The organism is Rhodococcus sp. ACT016 (genome assembly GCF_050477185.1).
In the GTDB taxonomy this organism is placed as follows: domain Bacteria; phylum Actinomycetota; class Actinomycetes; order Mycobacteriales; family Mycobacteriaceae; genus Prescottella.
In genome coordinates this window covers 3,694,512-3,711,619 of sequence record NZ_JBEAET010000001.1, presented here as the reverse complement: position 1 = coordinate 3,711,619, position 17,108 = coordinate 3,694,512, and the positions used below count along the sequence as shown (strand labels likewise).

The window sequence follows — 17,108 nt, the reverse complement described above, 5'->3', positions numbered from 1 at the left end:
GAGTTCGCTCTGCACGGTCGCCCAAGTAGGCTGGTTAACCATGTGCGGAATCGTGGGTTACGTGGGCCACCGCCAGGCTCTGGACGTCGTGGAGAAGGCGCTGCAGCGAATGGAATACCGCGGCTACGACTCTGCAGGCATCGCCGTGCTGGACGGCTCGGGCGGTCTCGCGACGGAGCGCAAGGCGGGACGTCTGTCCAACCTGCAGGCCGAACTCGACGAGGTCGGCCGCGAGAAGTTCGTGGGAACCACCGGCATGGGGCACACCCGCTGGGCGACCCACGGCAAGCCGACCGACCGCAACGCGCATCCGCATCGCGACGCGAGCGGGGCGTTCGCCGTGGTGCACAACGGCATCATCGAGAACTTCGCGCCGCTGCGAGCCGAGCTCGAGGCGGCCGGGGTCGACCTGTTGAGCGACACCGATTCGGAGGTCGCGGTCCACCTGGTCGCGCGCGCGTTCGACGAGGGCCCCACCAAGGGAGACTTCCTCCAGAGCACGCTGTCGGTGCTGCGCCGGCTCGAGGGGGCGTTCACCCTCGTGTTCACGCATGCCGAGCATCCGGACATGATCATCGCCGCCCGCCGCTCGACGCCGCTGGTCGTCGGTGTCGGTGAGGGTGAGATGTTCGTCGGCTCGGACGTCGCGGCGTTCATCGAGCACACCCGTGACGCGATCGAACTGGGTCAGGACCAGGTGGTGGTCATCACCGCGGACGGCTACTCGATCACGGACTTCTCCGGCAACGAGCAGGAGGGGCGCCCGTTCCGGATCGACTGGGACCTGCAGGCCGCCGAGAAGGGTGGCCACGACTACTTCATGCTCAAGGAGATCCAGGAGCAGCCGCAGGCGGTCGCCGACACCCTGCGCGGACATTTCGTCGACCGGCACATCGTCCTGGACGAGCAGCGCCTGTCGGACCAGGAACTACGCGACGTCGACAAGGTCTTCGTCGTCGCGTGTGGCAGCGCCTACCACTCGGGTCTGCTCGCGAAGTATGCGATCGAGCACTGGACGCGCCTGCCCGTCGAGGTGGAGCTCGCCAGCGAGTTCCGCTACCGCGACCCGGTGCTGGACCGCTCCACGCTCGTCGTCGCGATCTCGCAGTCGGGTGAGACCGCGGACACGCTCGAGGCGGTCAAGCACGCGAAGGACCAGAAGGCCCGGGTGCTCGCGATCTGCAACACCAACGGGGCGCAGATTCCCCGCGAGGCCGACGCCGTCCTCTACACGCGTGCCGGTCCGGAGATCGCCGTGGCCTCCACCAAGGCCTTCCTCGCCCAGGTGACCGCGAATTACCTGGTGGGACTGGCCTTGGCGCAGGCGCGGGGCACCAAGTACCCCGACGAGGTCGCGCGCGAGTACGCCGACCTGGCCGCGATGCCGGACCTGGTGGCGCGGGTGCTCGAGACCGTCGAGCCGGTGCGGGCCCTGGCGCGCGAGTTCGCCGACGCGTCGGCGGTGCTGTTCCTGGGTCGCCATGTCGGCTACCCGGTGGCGCTCGAGGGTGCGCTCAAGCTCAAGGAACTCGCGTACATGCACGCGGAGGGCTTCGCGGCAGGCGAGCTCAAGCACGGCCCGATCGCGCTGATCGAGGATGGCCTACCGGTCATCGTGGTGATGCCGTCGCCGAAGGGGCGTGCGGTGCTGCACTCGAAGCTGGTCTCCAACATCCAGGAGATCAAGGCTCGCGGCGCCGTCACGATCGTGATCGCGGAGGAGGGCGATGAGACGGTGCGGGCGCATGCCGACCATCTCATCGAGATCCCCGCGGCGCCGACGCTGCTGCAGCCGCTGCTGTCGACCGTCCCGCTGCAGGTGTTCGCTGCCGAGGTCGCGGTGGCCCGCGGCCTGGACGTCGACAAGCCGCGCAACCTCGCGAAGTCGGTCACGGTCGAGTAGACCCGTGATTGCCCGGTGCGGTCGTGGCGGTCGGATCCCAGGTCAGACCACCACGACCACACCGTGCATGTCCGGGTGCAGCGAGCAGGTGTAGTCGTACGTGCCCGGCGCGGTGAACGTGAACTCCCACGTGCCCGACATCAGCAGGGGGCTGCGCAGGACGGACTTCGCGTCGCCGACCCCGACGACGTCGTGCGGGGTGCCGCGGTCGTCGAACACCCAGGTCACGGTCTGCCCGACGGAGATCGTGATGGACGACGGCGAGTACGTCATGTTCGAGACGGTGACGGTCAGCGCGCTGGCCGGGTCGGCGGACGCATCCTTCTCGGCTTCCGTGGAACATCCGGAAATGCTTGCGGCCAAAGCGATTCCCGCAATCAGTGCAGACCAGCGTGCGTTCATGTGATTCAGCGTAGTCTGAGCACGAGTGTGCCCTGGCGCACCTCCGCGACCTCGAACCACCCCGAGCGAGGAGTTGTCATGCCCACCCGTGATTCCGCGCCACTCGGCGCCCCGTGCTGGATCGAACTGCAGACCTCCGACGTCGACCGCGCCGCCGCGTTCTACGACCACCTCTTCGGCTGGACCCACGAGTCGTCCGGTGCGGAGTACGGCGGCTACGTGATGTTCTATTCGGGCGGCAAGCCGATCGCCGGGATGATGCCCGGTCAGCCGGGCAACCCGTACGTGGACGTATGGACGACCTACCTGGCCACGTCCGACGCCGACGCCACCGCGAAGGCCGTCGAGGGCGCCGGTGGGCAGCTGATGATGGAGCCGATGACCGTGCCCCAGCAGGGGCGGATGGCGATGTTCATGGACCCGTCCGGTGGCGTGGTCGGCGCGTGGCAGCCGGCCGAGCACAAGGGCTTCGGGGTGATCGGCGAGACCGGCGCCCCGGCCTGGTTCGAGCTGGTCACCAAGGACTACGACGCGGCCCTGCCGTTCTACCGCGACGTCTTCGGCTGGGAGCTCGCCACGTTGAGCGACACCGACGAATTCCGTTATTCGACAGGCAGGTTCGACGGCGACGATTTGGCCGGGATCTTCGATGCCGGCAAGGCGCTGCCCGCCGAGGTGCCGTCGCACTGGCAAATGTTCGTTCAGGTCGACGACACGGACGACGCGGTCGCCCGGATCACCGAACTCGGTGGCACCGTGCTGCGCGAACCGTGGGATTCCGAGCACGGCCGGATGGCTCGAGTCGCGGATCCGAACGGTGCCCCGTTCATGATCTCGGGACCGGTGGCGGCCGGATAGACATGCGGGACTTCTACACGACCGCACTGGTCAAGGCCGCCGAGGCGCCGCTGCTCGAGAGTCTGCCCGAGGGCACCCTGATGCGGCGCGCCGCGTACGGGTTGGCGCGGGTCGCCGCCGACGAGTTGCGGGCCCGCACCGGGGGAGTGGCGGGCCGCGCCGTCACGCTGCTCGTGGGTTCCGGCGACAACGGCGGCGACGCGTTGTGGGCCGGGGCGATGCTGCGCCGGCGTGGGGCGGCGGTCACCGCGGTACTGCTGAACCCGGAGCGGGCGCACGCAGCCGGTCTCGCGGCACTGAAGGCCGCGGGCGGGCGCGTGTCGCCGGATCCGGGCGATCCGGATCTGGTGCTCGACGGCATCGTCGGGATCTCCGGGAAGGGGCCGTTGCGTCCCACCGCGGCCGCGATCGTGGCGCAGCTGGACGCGCCGATCGTCGCGGTGGACCTGCCCAGTGGTGTCGACCCCGACACCGGTGCGGTCGACGGTCCCGCGGTGACGGCTGCGGTGACGGTCGCGTTCGGCGCGCTCAAACCGGTCCACGTGCTCGCCGCCGCGCGGTGCGGGCGGGTCGAGCTGGTGCCGATCGGTCTGGACCTGCCGGATCCCGACATGACCGCGCTCGACCCGGCCGAGGTGGGCCGGCTGTGGCCGGTGCCTCGCGCCGCGGACGACAAGTACACGCAGGGCGTCGTGGGGGTCGTCGCCGGCAGCGGACGCTATCCCGGCGCTGCGGTGCTGACGTCGGGGGCGGCGGTGACCGCGACGGCGGGCATGGTCCGGTATGCGGGTCGGGCCGCTACCGAGGTGCTGAATCACTGGCCGGAGGTCGTCGCGGCGCCGTCGCCGGCCGAGGCCGGACGCGTCCAGGCGTGGATCGTCGGGCCCGGAATCGGGACGGACGGGGACGCCCTCGACGAACTGCGCACGGTGCTCGCGTCGGACGTGCCGGTGCTCGTCGACGCCGACGGGCTGAACCTGCTGGCCGAGCAGCACGACCTGGTGCACGAGCTTGGTGGCCGCAGCGCCCCGACCCTGTTGACCCCCCACGCGGGCGAGTTCGAGCGGCTCACCCGGGTGGCGCCGGTCCCGGATCGGGTCGCGGCGACGCGGGCGTTGGCCGCGGAGTGGGGGGTCACGGTCCTGCTCAAGGGGCGGGCCACCGTCATCGCCGATCCGCACGGGCGGGCACACGTCAACGACGCGGGCGGATCGTGGGCGGCGACGGCAGGGTCGGGCGATGTGCTGTCCGGCATCGTCGGCGCCCTGATGGCGACGGGACTCGAGCCGGCGCTCGCCGCGGCGGCGGGCGCGCGGGCGCACTCGCTGGCCGCCAATCTGGGTGCCCGGGAGGGAGCCGAGGAGGTCGGGGAGGCCGGGCTCGCTCCGATCTCCGCGTCGACGCTCCTCGCGCACCTTCGGTCGGCGATTCGGATACTGCGCGTGTTCCCGAGCTCAGCTGTACCCGAATCGTGACTGGTCGGGTTGTACCCGCACGACGGTTTCGCCCCGATCAGTGGCAGGATCGAATGCCGTGACCACCACCGCGCAGGAGCCTGACACCGACCCGAAGACCACGAGCGTCACCGCAGCGGATACTCCGCGTCCGGCGGCGGCGCCTCAGGCCGAAGCAGTGATCGATCTCGACGCGGTGGCACACAATGTCGGCATCCTGCGCGAGCACGCGGGCGACGCGGCCGTCATGGCGGTGGTCAAGGCCGACGCGTACAACCACGGCGCCGTCCCGGTGGCCGAGGCGGCCCTCGCCGCCGGTGCCCGGGAACTGGGTGTCACGACGCTCGCCGAGGGGCTCGAACTCAAGAACGCCGGTATCACCGCACCGGTCCTGTCGTGGCTGCACACGGCGGACTCCGACTTCGCTCCGGCGATCGCCGCGGGTGTCGAGTTGGGGTTGTCGTCGCCGCGGCATCTCGCGTCTGTCGTCGAGGCGGCCCGCCGGGTGGGGACGGCGGCGACCGTGACGGTCAAGGTCGACACGGGCCTGAATCGCAACGGGGTCTCCCGCGAGGAATGGCCGGGCTTCCTGAACGATCTCGCCCGGGTCGAGGCGGAGGGCGCCGTCCGCTTCAAGGGGGTCTTCTCGCATCTCGCGCACGCCGACGAGCCGCACCACCCGGTGATCGACCAGCAGCGCGAGCGGTTCGTCGGGGCGCTCGCGGATGCCAAGCGCATCGGTCTGGTCCCGGAGGCCGCGCACCTGTCGAACTCGGCGGCCACCCTCACCCGCGCTGACCTGCGATTCGACATGGTTCGGCCGGGAATCGCGATATACGGACTGTCCCCGGTTCCCGATCTGGGGACGTTCGGCCTGCGGCCGGTCATGACGTTCCGATCGAGGGTGGCTCTGGTGAAGAAGGTGGCAGCCGGTGACGGCGTGTCCTACGGGCACACATGGATCGCTCCGCGCGACACGACGGTGGCGTTGCTGCCCGTCGGATACGCGGACGGAATCCCGCGCGCGTTGGGTGGACACTTCGACGTGTGGCTCGGTGACGACCGTCGGCCGGGTATCGGCCGGGTCTGCATGGATCAGCTCGTGGTCGATCTCGGGCCGGACGGTGCGGGTGTACGGGAGGGCGACACCGCGGTGTTCTTCGGCAACGGCGAGCACGGCGAACCGCACGCGCAGGAGTGGGCGGACGCCCTCGACACGATCCATTACGAGGTGGTGACGTCGGTGCGCGGGCGCACGGTCCGGACATACGTCGGAGGACCGGGCGGGCGGTCATGAACCTCCTGAACAGGCTCGGCCTGTTCGGGGGAGTCGCGGGCGTCGCCGCGATCGGCACGCTCGCCGGGCTCAACGTGGTCAAGGCCGTGACGACGCGGCGCGGACCGGAGATCTACGGGGCCGAGGACTTCGAGCTGATGAGCCGCGACCGCAGCCGGGTCGTCCCGACGGAGGACGACGTGCCGCTGCTGGTCCGCGAAGTGGGGCCGGCGGACGCGCCGCTGACGGTGGTCTTCGTGCACGGGTACTGCCTGCGGATGGAGTCGTGGCACTTCCAGCGCCGGCAGCTCGAGCAGGCGTGGGGCGACTCGGCGCGAATGGTGTTCTACGACCAGCGCGGTCACGGCGAGTCCGGCACTCCGACCGCCGAGAGCTGCACCATCGCGCAGTTGGGGCGCGACCTCGCGGCGGTGCTCGACGCCGTCGCGCCGACGGGCCCGGTAGTGCTCGTGGGGCATTCGATGGGCGGCATGACGATCCTGGCGATGGCCCGACAGTTCCCGGAGCTGTTCGGCGACAAGGTGATCGGGGTCGGTCTGCTCGCGACGACGGCGGCCGGTCTCAACAAGTCGGGGCTCGGCCGCAACCTGAACAATCCGGTGATCGATGCGTTCCGGCTCGCGGTCCGCACCGCGCCGGGCGTGGTGCAGCAGGCCCGCGGCGCCGCCCGCGCGATCATCTCGCCGATCCTGCGGGCCGCGTCGTACGGCACCGAGGTGAGTCCGCGGCTCGTCGAATTCTCCGAGGGCATGCTCAACGACATCTCCGTCGTGACGATCGTCAACTTCCTCGAATCGCTGGAGTTGCACGACGAGTCCGAGGCGCTGCCCGTGCTGGCGGACACGCCCGCGCTGGTGCTGTGCGGGGACACCGACATGATCATCCCGTTCCCGAGTTCGAAGTCGCTCGCCGCGGCGTTGCCCCGCGCCGAACTGGTGCGGGTCCGCGGTGCGGGCCATCTCGTCGAGCTCGAGTTCCCGCAGGTAACCTCCGATGCGATCGATCGGTTGGTCCGGCGCGCCGTGTCGAGCCGCGAGAATCGTGAAATTGCAGCGTCGACGGGTGAACTGGAGCAGACCGATGTCGGCTGACACACGAACCGGCGGCAGTGCGACGCTGCCCACGACGGAGGACACCGAGGCGCTGGGCCGTGCGCTGGCCCGCGGCCTGGTGGCCGGGGATCTCGTGGTGCTCGACGGGCCGCTCGGGGCCGGCAAGACCGCCCTGACCCGCGGTATCGCGGCCGGTCTCGGGGTCGAGGGGCGGGTGACGTCGCCCACGTTCATCATCGCGCGCGAGCACCGGCCGGGTACCCGACCGGACGGCGGCGCGCCCGTCGCCCTGGTCCACGTGGACGCTTACCGGCTCGGCGAGGCGGGCGGTGGCGGTGACGTGGACATGCACGATCAGCTCGATGCCCTCGACCTGGACACCGATCTCGCGTCGGCGGTCGTCGTGGTCGAGTGGGGCGAGGGCGTCGTCGAACATCTCGCGGATCGGCACCTGCGGGTGCGGCTGCGCCGCGAGCCCGAATCCGACGTCCGCACGGCCCGCTGGGAGTGGGTGTCCAGCGGCTAGTCGCACGCCGAGTAGCCTGGACTACCGTGCTTGTGCTTGCCATCGACACCTCCACTCCCGCGGTCACCGCGGGTGTCGTGCGCTTCGATCGTGAATCCGACGCCGATGCCCCGAAGGCGCTGGCGACGCGGATCACCGTCGACGCCCGTGCACACGCGGAGGTGCTGACCCCGCAGATCCTCGAGTGTCTCGCCGAATCCGGTCACGCCCCTGCCGATCTCGACGCGGTCGTCGTCGGGGTGGGACCGGGACCGTTCACCGGCCTGCGGGTCGGCATGGCGACCGGTGCCGCGTTCGGCGACGCGCTGGGCATTCCGGTGCATGGCGTGTGCAGCCTCGACGCGATTGCCGCCGACGTCTCCGACGATCGGGATCTGTTGGTGGTCACCGACGCCCGCCGCCGCGAGGTGTACTGGGCTCGCTATTCGGGCGGCAAGCGGGTCGAGGGCCCCAACGTCGTGAAGCCCTCCGAACTCGACCCGGCGCCGTCGGAGGTGATCGCCGGGTCCGCCTCGCACGTGGACATGTTCGACCTGCCCGTCGAGCCGGTGGAGACTCCGTCGCCGGTCGGGCTGGTGTCGGTTGCCGCGCAGGCGCTTCGCGTGGGCGTCGAACCGGAGCCGATGGTGCCCCTGTATCTGCGCCGTCCGGACGCGGTGGAGTTGGCGGACCGGCGCAAATGAACGTCCGCATCGTCCCGATGACCGACGCCGACACCGACCGGTGCGCCGAGCTCGAGCAGGTGCTCTTCCCGGGCGACGACCCGTGGAGCGCGCAGTCGTTCCGGTCGGAGCTGGCGGGCGGACACAACCACTACTTCACCGCCCGTGACGACGCCGACGTGCTGATCGGGTACGCCGGGGTGGCGCTGCTCGGCACGAGCATGACACCGGAGGCCGAGGTGCACACCATCGGTGTGGATCCGACGGCGCAGCGCGGCGGCATCGGCGGCGCGCTTCTCACAGAGCTGCTGCGCGTGGCCGACAAGTGGGGCGGACCGGTGTTCCTCGAGGTCCGCACCGACAACGAGCCGGCGATCGCGCTGTACGAGCGCGAGAGCTTCGAGATCGTCGGCACCAGGAAGCGGTACTACCAGCCGAGCGGCGCGGACGCCTTCACGATGCGTCGTCCGGCGCGGATCGAGACCGAGGCCGCCCAGCGGCCGGGCAAGGAGTGACGGCCATGATCGTGATGGGTATCGAGAGTTCCTGCGACGAGACCGGTGTCGGCATCGTCCGATGGCTCGGTGACGGCCGGTGCGAGCTGCTCGCGGACGAGGTGGCGTCGAGCGTCGACCAGCACGCCCGGTACGGCGGCGTGGTGCCCGAGGTGGCGTCGCGCGCACACCTCGAGGCGATGGTGCCGACGATGAAGCGGGCGCTCGCGGCCGCCGGCATCGACAAGCCCGACGCCATCGCCGTGACCATCGGTCCCGGACTGGCTGGTGCGCTGCTCGTCGGCGTCGCGGCGGCCAAGGCGTACGCGGCCGCGTGGGGAGTGCCGTTCTACGCGATCAACCACCTCGGTGGACACGTCGCGGTCGACACCATCGAGCACGGCCCGATGCCGCCGTGCGTCGCGCTGCTCGTCTCCGGTGGGCACACGCACCTGCTGCACGTGGAGGAACTGGGCCGCAAGCCGATCGTCGAGCTCGGCACCACCGTCGACGACGCGGCCGGAGAGGCGTTCGACAAGGTCGCCCGTCTGCTCGACCTCGGGTTCCCTGGCGGACCTGCCCTGGATCGTCTCGCACAGCGAGGTGACCGCGACGCCATCGTGTTCCCGCGTGGCATGACCAGTGCGCGGGACGCGCGTCACGATTTCTCGTTCTCGGGTCTCAAGACCGCGGTCGCTCGGTTCGTCGAGGCGAAGCAGCGTGCGGGCGAACCGGTTCCGGTGGCCGATGTGGCCGCGGGCTTCCAGGAGTCGGTTGCGGACGTGCTGACGATGAAGGCCGTGCGCGCCGCCCGGGACGTGGGCGTCGACACCCTCGTCCTCGGCGGCGGTGCGACCGCGAACTCGCGGATCCGCTCTCTCGCGGAGGAGCGTTGTGCCGCAGCCGGTCTCACATTGCGCGTGCCGAGTCCGCGGTTGTGCACGGACAACGGGGTGATGATCGCCGCGCTCGGAGCTCATCTGATCGCGGGTGGTGCGCAGCCGTCGCAGCTCACATCTGCGACGAACCCTGGCCTTCCGGTTTCGGTGAGTCAGGTTCGGGACTGACCGCAGGACCTCCGTCGGGGCGGCTCCATTCGGCGAAGCCCGGTACCCGGTCCAGCAGACGGGGCGGGGCGAATCCGGGTATCCCGTCCGGTCGTCCGTGCGGCCTGTCGAAGTCACCGAAGCCCCCGAAGTCGCCGAATCCACTGAAGTTGTCGAAGTCCTCGAGGTCGCCGAAGTCCGGCAGCCGAGGCGGCGTCGCATCCTCGGGCAGCCAACTCGGCTTCTCGGGCCACCGCGGCGGGATCCACGGTCGTGGCTGCTTGGTGGTTTCGGGTGTTTCGGGCGTGGTGCTGGTCGGTGTCGGCGACGTCGTAGTCGGTGTCGGTGTCGGTGACGGTGACGTGGTCGTCGTGGTGGCTTCGGGGAGTTCGGACGTCGGGGGGAACACCGGGAACGTCGATGTCGGGGTCGGGTCGACGGACGGGATCCTCGTCTCGTCAGGATGCACGATGGTCGGTTCCGCGGTGTCGATGGTGGATGTCGGGCTCACGCTGGGTGTCTCGACCAGGCTGTTCGCAGGCGAGTAGTTCTCGGCGCTCTGCGGAATCATCTGCTGGACGCCGTAACCGATGATCAGCGCGCCCAGCACGAAGGCCGCGATCAGGGGTGCGGACACTCGGCTGCCGGACCCGGTGACGACCGGGAACTGCTGTCGGGCATTCGATCCGGCCAGCAGCGCCGCGCCCTTGGCGGTGGCGGCCTCTGGTTCCGGGACGACGATGACGGCGCAGTCGAAGGCCGCGTCGAGTGTCTCGCCGATGTCGGGGATGTTTCCGCCTCCGCCGACCAGGACGACGGCGGCGGGTTCGCGGTCGGAACGGCTCATGGTGTCGGCGACGAACGTCGCTACCCGAGAGCCGATCCGGGCGGTTCCGTCGGCACCGCCGTCACCGCGCACATGGGAGGTCCGATCGCGGAAGGTGACGGTGTCGTCGGCTGGGTCGACGACCGTGACGGTCAGCCCGGACGCGCCGAGGTCGGCGAGCGCGATGCAGTCGTATCGGTCGACGAGTCCGGTGCTCCGCAGATAGGCGAGCGTGGCGACCGTCTCGGGCACCAGGCGAATCGCCTGACGTTGCGTCTTGGCTGCGGATCGCACGGCCGCGGCCTGGCGGTCGGTGCGGTAGGCGACGGCGATCGCGTCGGGCTCGATGCGCCGATCGGGGACCTGCGTGGTCATGAGGCCGATCGCGGACAGTGCGAGGTCGCCGAGATCGGCGTGCCTGTCGAGGTCTGCGGAGATCGTTCGGTATTCGACGGATTGGCTGCCCGCGTCGTCGGTGGTGACGAGGGCGCCGCACACGCCGGCCGATCCGGCTGAGATCCCGAGCGAGTTGCGCACTGTTCACCTCCCGTTGCTGTCTTTCCGGAACTGGTCGGGTTCTGGCTTCGGACGCAGCGGAAAGGTTCGGTGCATCCTCTCCAACAGTCGGGCGCCGTTATCTGAATGTTACCGAACATCGTCCGCCGGCGCTCGATACGGTGTGTCGTCGCAGGTCACCTGGAGTGTTTCGCGATAAGAATGGCTGACGGTTGTGCAAGTGGGACTGCGGAAGCGAGGGGCCGATGTCCGAGGGCGACCGGCTGCGAGAACTGGACCGGCACGAGCGGCGTCGGCTGCTGCGAATCGCACTGCTGCGGCCGTTCTTCACCGTCGTGCTGCTGGTGGCCGCGTACTTCACGCTGCCGATGGATCGCCTGTCGAATGCGGGCGCCGTCGTGATCCTCGTCCTCGAACTGCTGCTCGTCGCGGTGCTGTGCACCTGGCAGGTACTGCAGATCGTGCGCTCACCCACTCCGGCGCTGCGCGCGGCAGAGGCGTTGGCCGTGACGCTGCCGGCGTACCTGCTGGGTTCGGCCACCACGATCTTCCTGCTCGCCCAGATGGATTCGGACGCGTTCAACGAATCGCTCGGCCGAGTCGACGCACTCTATTTCACGGTCACGGTCTTCGCGACCGTCGGGTTCGGCGACATCGTCGCGATCGACGAGACGGCGCGCGCGATCGTCAGCGTGATGATGGTCGGCAACCTGGTGATGCTGGCCGTGGTCGTGAAACTGTTGGTCGAGGCGGTGAAGTGGGGCAAGGCCCGCCGAGACGCGTCCGACGAGGACGCGTGACGACGGGCCTTGCGTAGCTTCGCGAGAAGACTCAGCGCAGTGTTGCGAGAACCAGTTCGACGTTGTGGTCCGGCGATCCGCCGAGCAGCTTCGGATCGGCGTGGATGTCGTTGAACGAGAACTCCCGGTACATCGACGCCAGGCCCGAGGGCGAGAAGTCGTCGTAGTCGACCTGGTATGGGCTGTCGCCCTCGAACAGTGTCGTCAGCAGTGACACGGTGCCGTCCTCATTGTCGACCACCTCGATGATGCGGCCCTGCTGCGGGAAGTCGATGTGCGACGCGGTGTTGATCTCCCAGAAGCTCTGCTCGGGCGTCTGTCCCACCTGCGGCGTGATCCGGTTCTCGTGGGTGTGGCCGTTGACCCAGCCGAGCACGTTCGGGAAACGGTGCAGCAGATCCACCAGCTGGGCGCCCTTGACCCGGGGCTCGAGCGGACGCTCGGGGTCGGGGAGCGTGTTCGCCATCGTCGTGCTCGTGTGATGGCTGAACAGGATGAAGTAGCTGTCGGTGCGGCTCTGCGTGATGAGGGCACCGTTGGTGTCGTAGTACTTGCTGCTACCGGTCAGCAGGGTCTGCTCGATCCACTTGAACTGTTCCTCGCCGAGCGAGCCGTCGACCAGGCCGGCGCGGTTGGTCGAGTCCATGCTGATGCCGATGACGCCGGGCGCGATCTCGAACGTGTAGTAGCCGATTCCGGACTCGTCGGCGTCGAGCGCGAAGCCGTGGCCGACCGGGCCGGGGCCGGTGTTGGCGGGATCGAGGTGCGCGGCGATGAACTCGCGCGGGGTGAACGGCTTGCGCCGCGCGTCCGGAGTGACGATGCGCGGCGGCGTGGTGATCGCCGACAGCAGGTTGAGCAGGGCCGTCGGGTCGGAGCTGAGGGCACTCGAGATGCGTGCCGCCTGGTCGGCGGAGTCGGGCACCTCGAACTTCTTGTCGCCCGTGTACATCTGCTCGAGGAACGGGATGCCGCTCGGCAGCGTCCCCTCGACGGAATCGTCGTGGTTGCCGAAGACGCAGTACCACTTGGTGTTCAGACCCGGGCTGGGCAGGGGCCGCAGGGCCGCGCCGAGCAGCCCGGGGACCTCCGGGAATCCGGCCTTCTTGTAGATGTCCTGGATCGACGACTCGGGATTCCAGTACAGGTCGGCGCCCGAGTTCTGCACGCCCTCGTACCGGGTCGGATCGCCGGTGTTGGGGGTGATCGTGCCGCCGTTGAGGGCGGTCAGGAACCAGCCGAGTTCGACGAACTCCTTGTTGTCCGTGTTGTCGCCGGTGGTGATGACGGCGTCGAAGTCGCGCTTGGTGTGCGGACCCATGCGCAGGGAGTTCACCCGGGAGATGAGCGAGACCAGGCCCTGGGTGGTCATGGTTTCGTGCGGGCGGAACGCGGCGCCCTGGAACGGGTGGACGTATTCGAACCGCACGGGCGACTGCGCGTCGAGGACGTGGACGTCGGTGAGCTGGACCATGGAGGCGAGCGGAGTGCGGCGGTCCTCACGCCCGGACTTGGCCTCGGCGAGGTCGTTCCGGACCACCAGCGGCCAGCCGGGACCGGCGGTGAGGCGACGGTAACCGCTGGTCCCGAGGGGGACCGCGACGGATTCGAGCGTGGTGCCGGCGATCGACGAGGGGAGCGGTGCGGCAAGCGCCTGTCCCACAAGCGGATTCCACGACCGGTTGCCGATGAGTGGAAGTCCTGCGATTCCGAGGGCGCCGACGCCCGCAGCTCCGAGGAAGCTTCGCCGATTCATGCCGTTCACCTGATGTTCACCCACGGCGAACACTGTAGGCGACGGATCGCCTACAGCGTTCGTTCGGTGCACATGGTGTGGGCGTGTCACGCCCGCTTCCGGTGGACGGACTGCGGCGTGAGGTATGCGTTCAAGCCCTCGATCCCGAATTCGACGCCCAGCCCGGAGTCACCGCGTCCGCCGAACGGCGCGCTGTGGTTCGAGGCGAAGAAGTTGATTCCGACCGATCCGGTGTCGATTCGGCGCGCCACCTCGACGGCCCGGTCCTCGTCGGCGGAGAAGACGATTCCGCCGAGACCGAACTCGGTGCCGTTCGCGATCCGGACGGCGTCGTCGACGGTGTCGTACCGCAGGATCGTGACCACCGGACCGAAGACTTCCTCGCGGGCGATCGTCATGTCCTCGGTGACGTCGGCGAAGACGGTCGGCTGAACGAAGTAGCCGCGGGTCGTGTCGGCGCGGCCGCCGCCGGTCGTGACCCGCGCACCCTCGGCGCGGGCACCCTCGATATACCCGAGGACCTTGTCGTACTGCTCCTTCGTCGCCGACGGGCCGAAGACGGTGTCGCTGTCGAAGGGATCGCCCTGCTTCGCGGCGGCGACGGTCCGGCTGACGACGCCGACGACCTCGTCGTAGCGCGTTGCGGGCGCCAGAATCCGGGTCGCGATGTAGCAGGTCTGGCCGGTGTTGCGCATGCAGGAGCGAATGAGCACCTGCGAGAAGGCGTCCAGGTCGGCGTCGTCGAGCACGATCGCCGAGGACTTCCCACCGAGCTCGAGCGTGACCGGGCGCAGCAGTTCGCCGCACGCCGCGGCGATCTTCCGGCCGACGCCGGTCGATCCCGTGAAGGCGACCTTGCGGACCCGTGGATGACGCACCAATCGGTCACCGACCGCACCCGTCCCGGTCACCAGGTTCACGACGCCGGCAGGCACGCCGGCCGCCGCGACGGCCTCGACGACGAACCGGATCGACAGCGGTGTGGACTCGGCGGGCTTGATCACCGTCGTGCACCCGGCGATGAGCGCCGGTGCCAGCTTGGCGACCACAAGGTTGATCGGAAAGTTCCACGGGGCGATCAGGGCACAGACTCCGACGGGGTCGCGGAAGACGGCGGTCGTTCCCTGGCCGTTGGGGTACGGCCGCTCGTCGTCGCTCTCGAGGTACGGCGCCAGCGACGCGAAGTAACGGAAGATGCCTGCGGCGTTCGCTGCGCTGCCCGAGGCCTCGGCGACCGGGCTGCCGTTCTCCCGGGTCGTGGTCCAGGCCATGGGCTCGGCCCGCTTCTCGATCTCGTCCGCAATCCGCAGCAGGTACTCCGCGCGCTCGGAGGGGCGGAGGTCCGACCAGCCCGGGCCGTGGAAGGCGCGGTCGGCGGCATCGACCGCGGCGTCGACGTCGCCGGCGGAGGCGTTCGGGACCGAACCCCACACCGCCTCGGTCGCCGGGTCGACGATGTCGATGCGCTCGTTGCTCGTCGCCGCGACCCAGTGGCCGTCGATGAACAGGTCACGGACGTGGGTGTGGGGGAACGTGAGATCGTTCCGGGTCATCGCAGCACATCCGTCTTCAACAACGCGCGCGACCGCTCGAGGTCTGCGACGGCGATCCGGTATCCGGCTTCGGTTTTCAGTTCGGGCAGGATCTCGGTCTCGAGTCGGTCGCAGTACACCGACGGAGTCATCCCGAACCAGGACGACGCGAGCGCGATCCCGACGGGCGCGAACCGCCAGAGCCGGTCGGCGTCGCGCACCAGTTCGTCCTCGAGCGACTCGGCGTCGGGGCGCGTGTCGTGGCCGTCGATGATCGCGCAGACGCGTTCGACGAACTCGTCGTCGTAGCCCAGCGGCGGGAGCACTTCGCGCGCGATGATGCAGCCCTGGCGCTCGTGCTCGTAGCGGATCGCGGCCTTGCGCCAGTCGCCGCTGAAGCCCTCCGACAGGATCCGTGATTCGTCGACTCGTCCCCAACCGGTGTCGTGCAACAGGATCGAGACGCGGACCACGAGTGCGTCCGCGTCCGGGTAGCAGTCGCACAGGCGCTCGGCGTAGGCGAACGACGTGGGCAGGTGGATGTCGTTGCCGCGGGCCCGGGATTCGGGAACCACCGATTTCCAGATCGGGTCCAGATCGGTGCCCGTGCCGGGCGCGACGACGATCGGCGAGGTGTCGACGGGATGAGCGGTGGGGGTACGCATGGCGCGTTACCTCGATTCGGGGGGAGTCGATGCCGAGAGGGCGTCGGCGCTCTCGATGGTGATGGTCTTGAGGGCCGTCGCCGGGTCGGCCGCGAGATCGGCGGGGATGTGGGCGCCCTTCGCCAGTGCGCTGCGCACGGCCATGAAGTCGATCGGATTGTTCACGCAGTCGGCGGCGACGACGCGTCCGCCGCGGTAGTACACGACGGTGTACTTGCCCTTCGTGTCGTCCCTGCGCACGACGGTGGTGTCGTATCCGGTCGACAGGCCGGCGATCTGCAGTTTCAGATCGCCTTGGTTCGACCAGAACCACGGGATGCTGGTGTATTCGGTGCGACGCGCGGTCAGGGAGTAGGCGGCGATCTTGGCGTGCTCGATCGCGTTGTTGACGCTCTCGACCCGGATCCGGTCGCCGGGATCCGCGCCGGGCACGGGGTTGGGCATGTTCGCGCAGTCGCCCACGGCCACCGTGGTGCCGTCGGAGGCGAGCGCGTACTCGTCCACACGGATCCCGTCGTCGCAGAGGAGCCCCATCGACCGAGCCAGTTCGACGTTGGGTACGACACCGATCCCGACCAGCACGATCTGCGCGGGCAGGACCCGACCGTCGCCCAGCTCGACGCCGGTCACGACGCCGTCGGCCCCGACGATCCGGGCCACCTCGGCGTCCAACTCGATTCGCATGCCGCGTCCGCGATGTGCCTCGAGGAGATACTGCGACGTCTCCGACCCGACGGCCCTGCCGACCAGTCGCGGCCCCGCCTCGAGCACCGTCGCGGTCTTGCCCATCTTCATCGCGCTGGCCGCCGCCTCGATACCGATGAATCCGCCGCCGATGACGACGATGTCGGTGGTCTCGGGCATGCGCCGCTTGAGTTCGAGCGCGTCGTCGGCGTTGCGCAGGTAGAGCACCCCGTCGAGGTCGTGGCCCGGTACGTCGATCCTCCGGGCGCGGGCACCGACGGTGAGCGCGAGACGATCGAACGGGAACCGCGCGCCGGAGGCCGCGACCGCGACGCCCGACCCGTGGGGTCCGCGTTCGACGGCGGTGATGCGCTCACCCTTGACCAGCGAGATGCGGTGCTCGTCCCAGTATTCCGCGCTGCGGAAGACGAGCGACTCGGCCGACACCAGGCCCTGCAGGAACTCCTTGGACAGTGCGGGTCGCTGGTAGGGGCGGTGGTTCTCGTCGCCCAGCAACGTGATCGGCGGGGTGTATCCGAGGGCGCGGAGCGAGCCGGCCAGCTGGACGCCGGCCTGGCTCGATCCGATGACGAGCAGCCCGTTGCCGACGGCGCCGGGATCTTCGGAAGACATGG

Annotated in this window: 16 protein-coding genes; 10 read left to right on the top strand and 6 right to left on the bottom strand. The window is 69.5% G+C overall.

Features of this window, described 5'->3' with window-relative positions:
• The first annotated feature begins 40 nt into the window (after positions 1 to 40).
• Positions 41 to 1,903: a glutamine--fructose-6-phosphate transaminase (isomerizing) gene (gene glmS / locus ACQ5DX_RS17120; RefSeq protein WP_430333722.1), complete on the top strand. Its 1,863-nt coding sequence runs from the start codon at positions 41 to 43 to the stop codon at positions 1,901 to 1,903.
• 42 nt (positions 1,904 to 1,945) lie between these two features.
• Here glmS and ACQ5DX_RS17115 read toward each other — a convergent pair whose 3' ends face one another.
• Positions 1,946 to 2,305: a cupredoxin domain-containing protein gene (locus ACQ5DX_RS17115; RefSeq protein ID WP_430333721.1), complete on the bottom strand. Its 360-nt coding sequence runs from the start codon at positions 2,303 to 2,305 to the stop codon at positions 1,946 to 1,948.
• Positions 2,306 to 2,383: 78 nt separating this feature from the next.
• Here ACQ5DX_RS17115 and ACQ5DX_RS17110 point away from each other — a divergent pair, with 78 nt between their 5' ends.
• The 8 genes from ACQ5DX_RS17110 (at position 2,384) to tsaD (ending at position 9,715) form a co-directional block, all read left to right on the top strand.
• A complete protein-coding gene (locus ACQ5DX_RS17110; protein ID WP_430333720.1) occupies positions 2,384 to 3,163 on the top strand; it encodes a VOC family protein in 780 nt (259 codons plus the stop codon).
• 2 nt (positions 3,164 to 3,165) lie between these two features.
• Positions 3,166 to 4,638, top strand: coding sequence for an NAD(P)H-hydrate dehydratase (locus tag ACQ5DX_RS17105; protein ID WP_430333719.1), 1,473 nt, complete (start codon positions 3,166 to 3,168; stop codon positions 4,636 to 4,638).
• A 157-nt stretch (positions 4,639 to 4,795) separates the two neighbouring features.
• Entirely contained in the window at positions 4,796 to 5,914 is a 1,119-nt protein-coding gene (gene alr / locus ACQ5DX_RS17100) for an alanine racemase (RefSeq protein WP_430335718.1), read from the top strand.
• Complete coding sequence (locus tag ACQ5DX_RS17095) at positions 5,911 to 7,005, top strand: alpha/beta fold hydrolase (protein WP_430333718.1); 1,095 nt, start codon at positions 5,911 to 5,913, stop codon at positions 7,003 to 7,005. Before alr ends, ACQ5DX_RS17095 begins: the two co-directional genes overlap by 4 nt.
• On the top strand, positions 6,995 to 7,492 hold the full coding sequence (gene tsaE, locus ACQ5DX_RS17090) for a tRNA (adenosine(37)-N6)-threonylcarbamoyltransferase complex ATPase subunit type 1 TsaE (protein WP_430333717.1): 498 nt from the start codon (positions 6,995 to 6,997) through the stop codon (positions 7,490 to 7,492). Before ACQ5DX_RS17095 ends, tsaE begins: the two co-directional genes overlap by 11 nt.
• 26 nt (positions 7,493 to 7,518) lie before the next feature.
• Positions 7,519 to 8,175 carry a tRNA (adenosine(37)-N6)-threonylcarbamoyltransferase complex dimerization subunit type 1 TsaB gene (gene tsaB / locus ACQ5DX_RS17085; protein ID WP_430333716.1) on the top strand — a complete coding sequence of 219 codons (657 nt, stop codon included), beginning with the start codon at positions 7,519 to 7,521 and terminating at the stop codon, positions 8,173 to 8,175.
• Positions 8,172 to 8,669: a ribosomal protein S18-alanine N-acetyltransferase gene (gene rimI / locus ACQ5DX_RS17080; RefSeq protein ID WP_430333715.1), complete on the top strand. Its 498-nt coding sequence runs from the start codon at positions 8,172 to 8,174 to the stop codon at positions 8,667 to 8,669. Before tsaB ends, rimI begins: the two co-directional genes overlap by 4 nt.
• A 5-nt stretch (positions 8,670 to 8,674) precedes the next feature.
• On the top strand, positions 8,675 to 9,715 hold the full coding sequence (tsaD, locus tag ACQ5DX_RS17075; protein WP_430333714.1) for a tRNA (adenosine(37)-N6)-threonylcarbamoyltransferase complex transferase subunit TsaD: 1,041 nt from the start codon (positions 8,675 to 8,677) through the stop codon (positions 9,713 to 9,715).
• Here the strand turns inward: tsaD and ACQ5DX_RS17070 are convergent.
• The gene (locus ACQ5DX_RS17070; RefSeq protein WP_430333713.1) at positions 9,660 to 11,057 is read right to left on the bottom strand and encodes an exopolyphosphatase; all 1,398 of its coding nucleotides are present in this window, start codon (positions 11,055 to 11,057) and stop codon (positions 9,660 to 9,662) included. The two genes, tsaD and ACQ5DX_RS17070, sit on opposite strands and share 56 nt — an antisense overlap.
• 224 nt (positions 11,058 to 11,281) lie before the next feature.
• Between ACQ5DX_RS17070 and ACQ5DX_RS17065 the strand changes: the two genes are divergently transcribed.
• Positions 11,282 to 11,836 carry a potassium channel family protein gene (locus ACQ5DX_RS17065; RefSeq protein WP_430333712.1) on the top strand — a complete coding sequence of 185 codons (555 nt, stop codon included), beginning with the start codon at positions 11,282 to 11,284 and terminating at the stop codon, positions 11,834 to 11,836.
• Between the two features lie 31 nt (positions 11,837 to 11,867).
• On the opposite strand, the gene ACQ5DX_RS17060 is transcribed toward ACQ5DX_RS17065, so the two are convergent.
• The 4 genes from ACQ5DX_RS17060 to ACQ5DX_RS17045 form a co-directional block, all read right to left on the bottom strand.
• Positions 11,868 to 13,592 (bottom strand): TIGR03767 family metallophosphoesterase, encoded by a 1,725-nt coding sequence (locus ACQ5DX_RS17060; protein WP_430335717.1) that lies wholly within the window; start codon positions 13,590 to 13,592, stop codon positions 11,868 to 11,870.
• Between the two features lie 86 nt (positions 13,593 to 13,678).
• On the bottom strand, positions 13,679 to 15,145 hold the full coding sequence (locus tag ACQ5DX_RS17055; RefSeq protein ID WP_430333711.1) for an aldehyde dehydrogenase family protein: 1,467 nt from the start codon (positions 15,143 to 15,145) through the stop codon (positions 13,679 to 13,681).
• On the bottom strand, positions 15,142 to 15,789 hold the full coding sequence (locus ACQ5DX_RS17050; RefSeq protein WP_430333710.1) for an HD domain-containing protein: 648 nt from the start codon (positions 15,787 to 15,789) through the stop codon (positions 15,142 to 15,144). Before ACQ5DX_RS17050 ends, ACQ5DX_RS17055 begins: the two co-directional genes overlap by 4 nt.
• Before the next feature lie 6 nt (positions 15,790 to 15,795).
• The gene (locus ACQ5DX_RS17045) at positions 15,796 to 17,106 is read right to left on the bottom strand and encodes an NAD(P)/FAD-dependent oxidoreductase (protein ID WP_430333709.1); all 1,311 of its coding nucleotides are present in this window, start codon (positions 17,104 to 17,106) and stop codon (positions 15,796 to 15,798) included.
• Between the last annotated feature and the right edge of the window lie 2 nt (positions 17,107 to 17,108).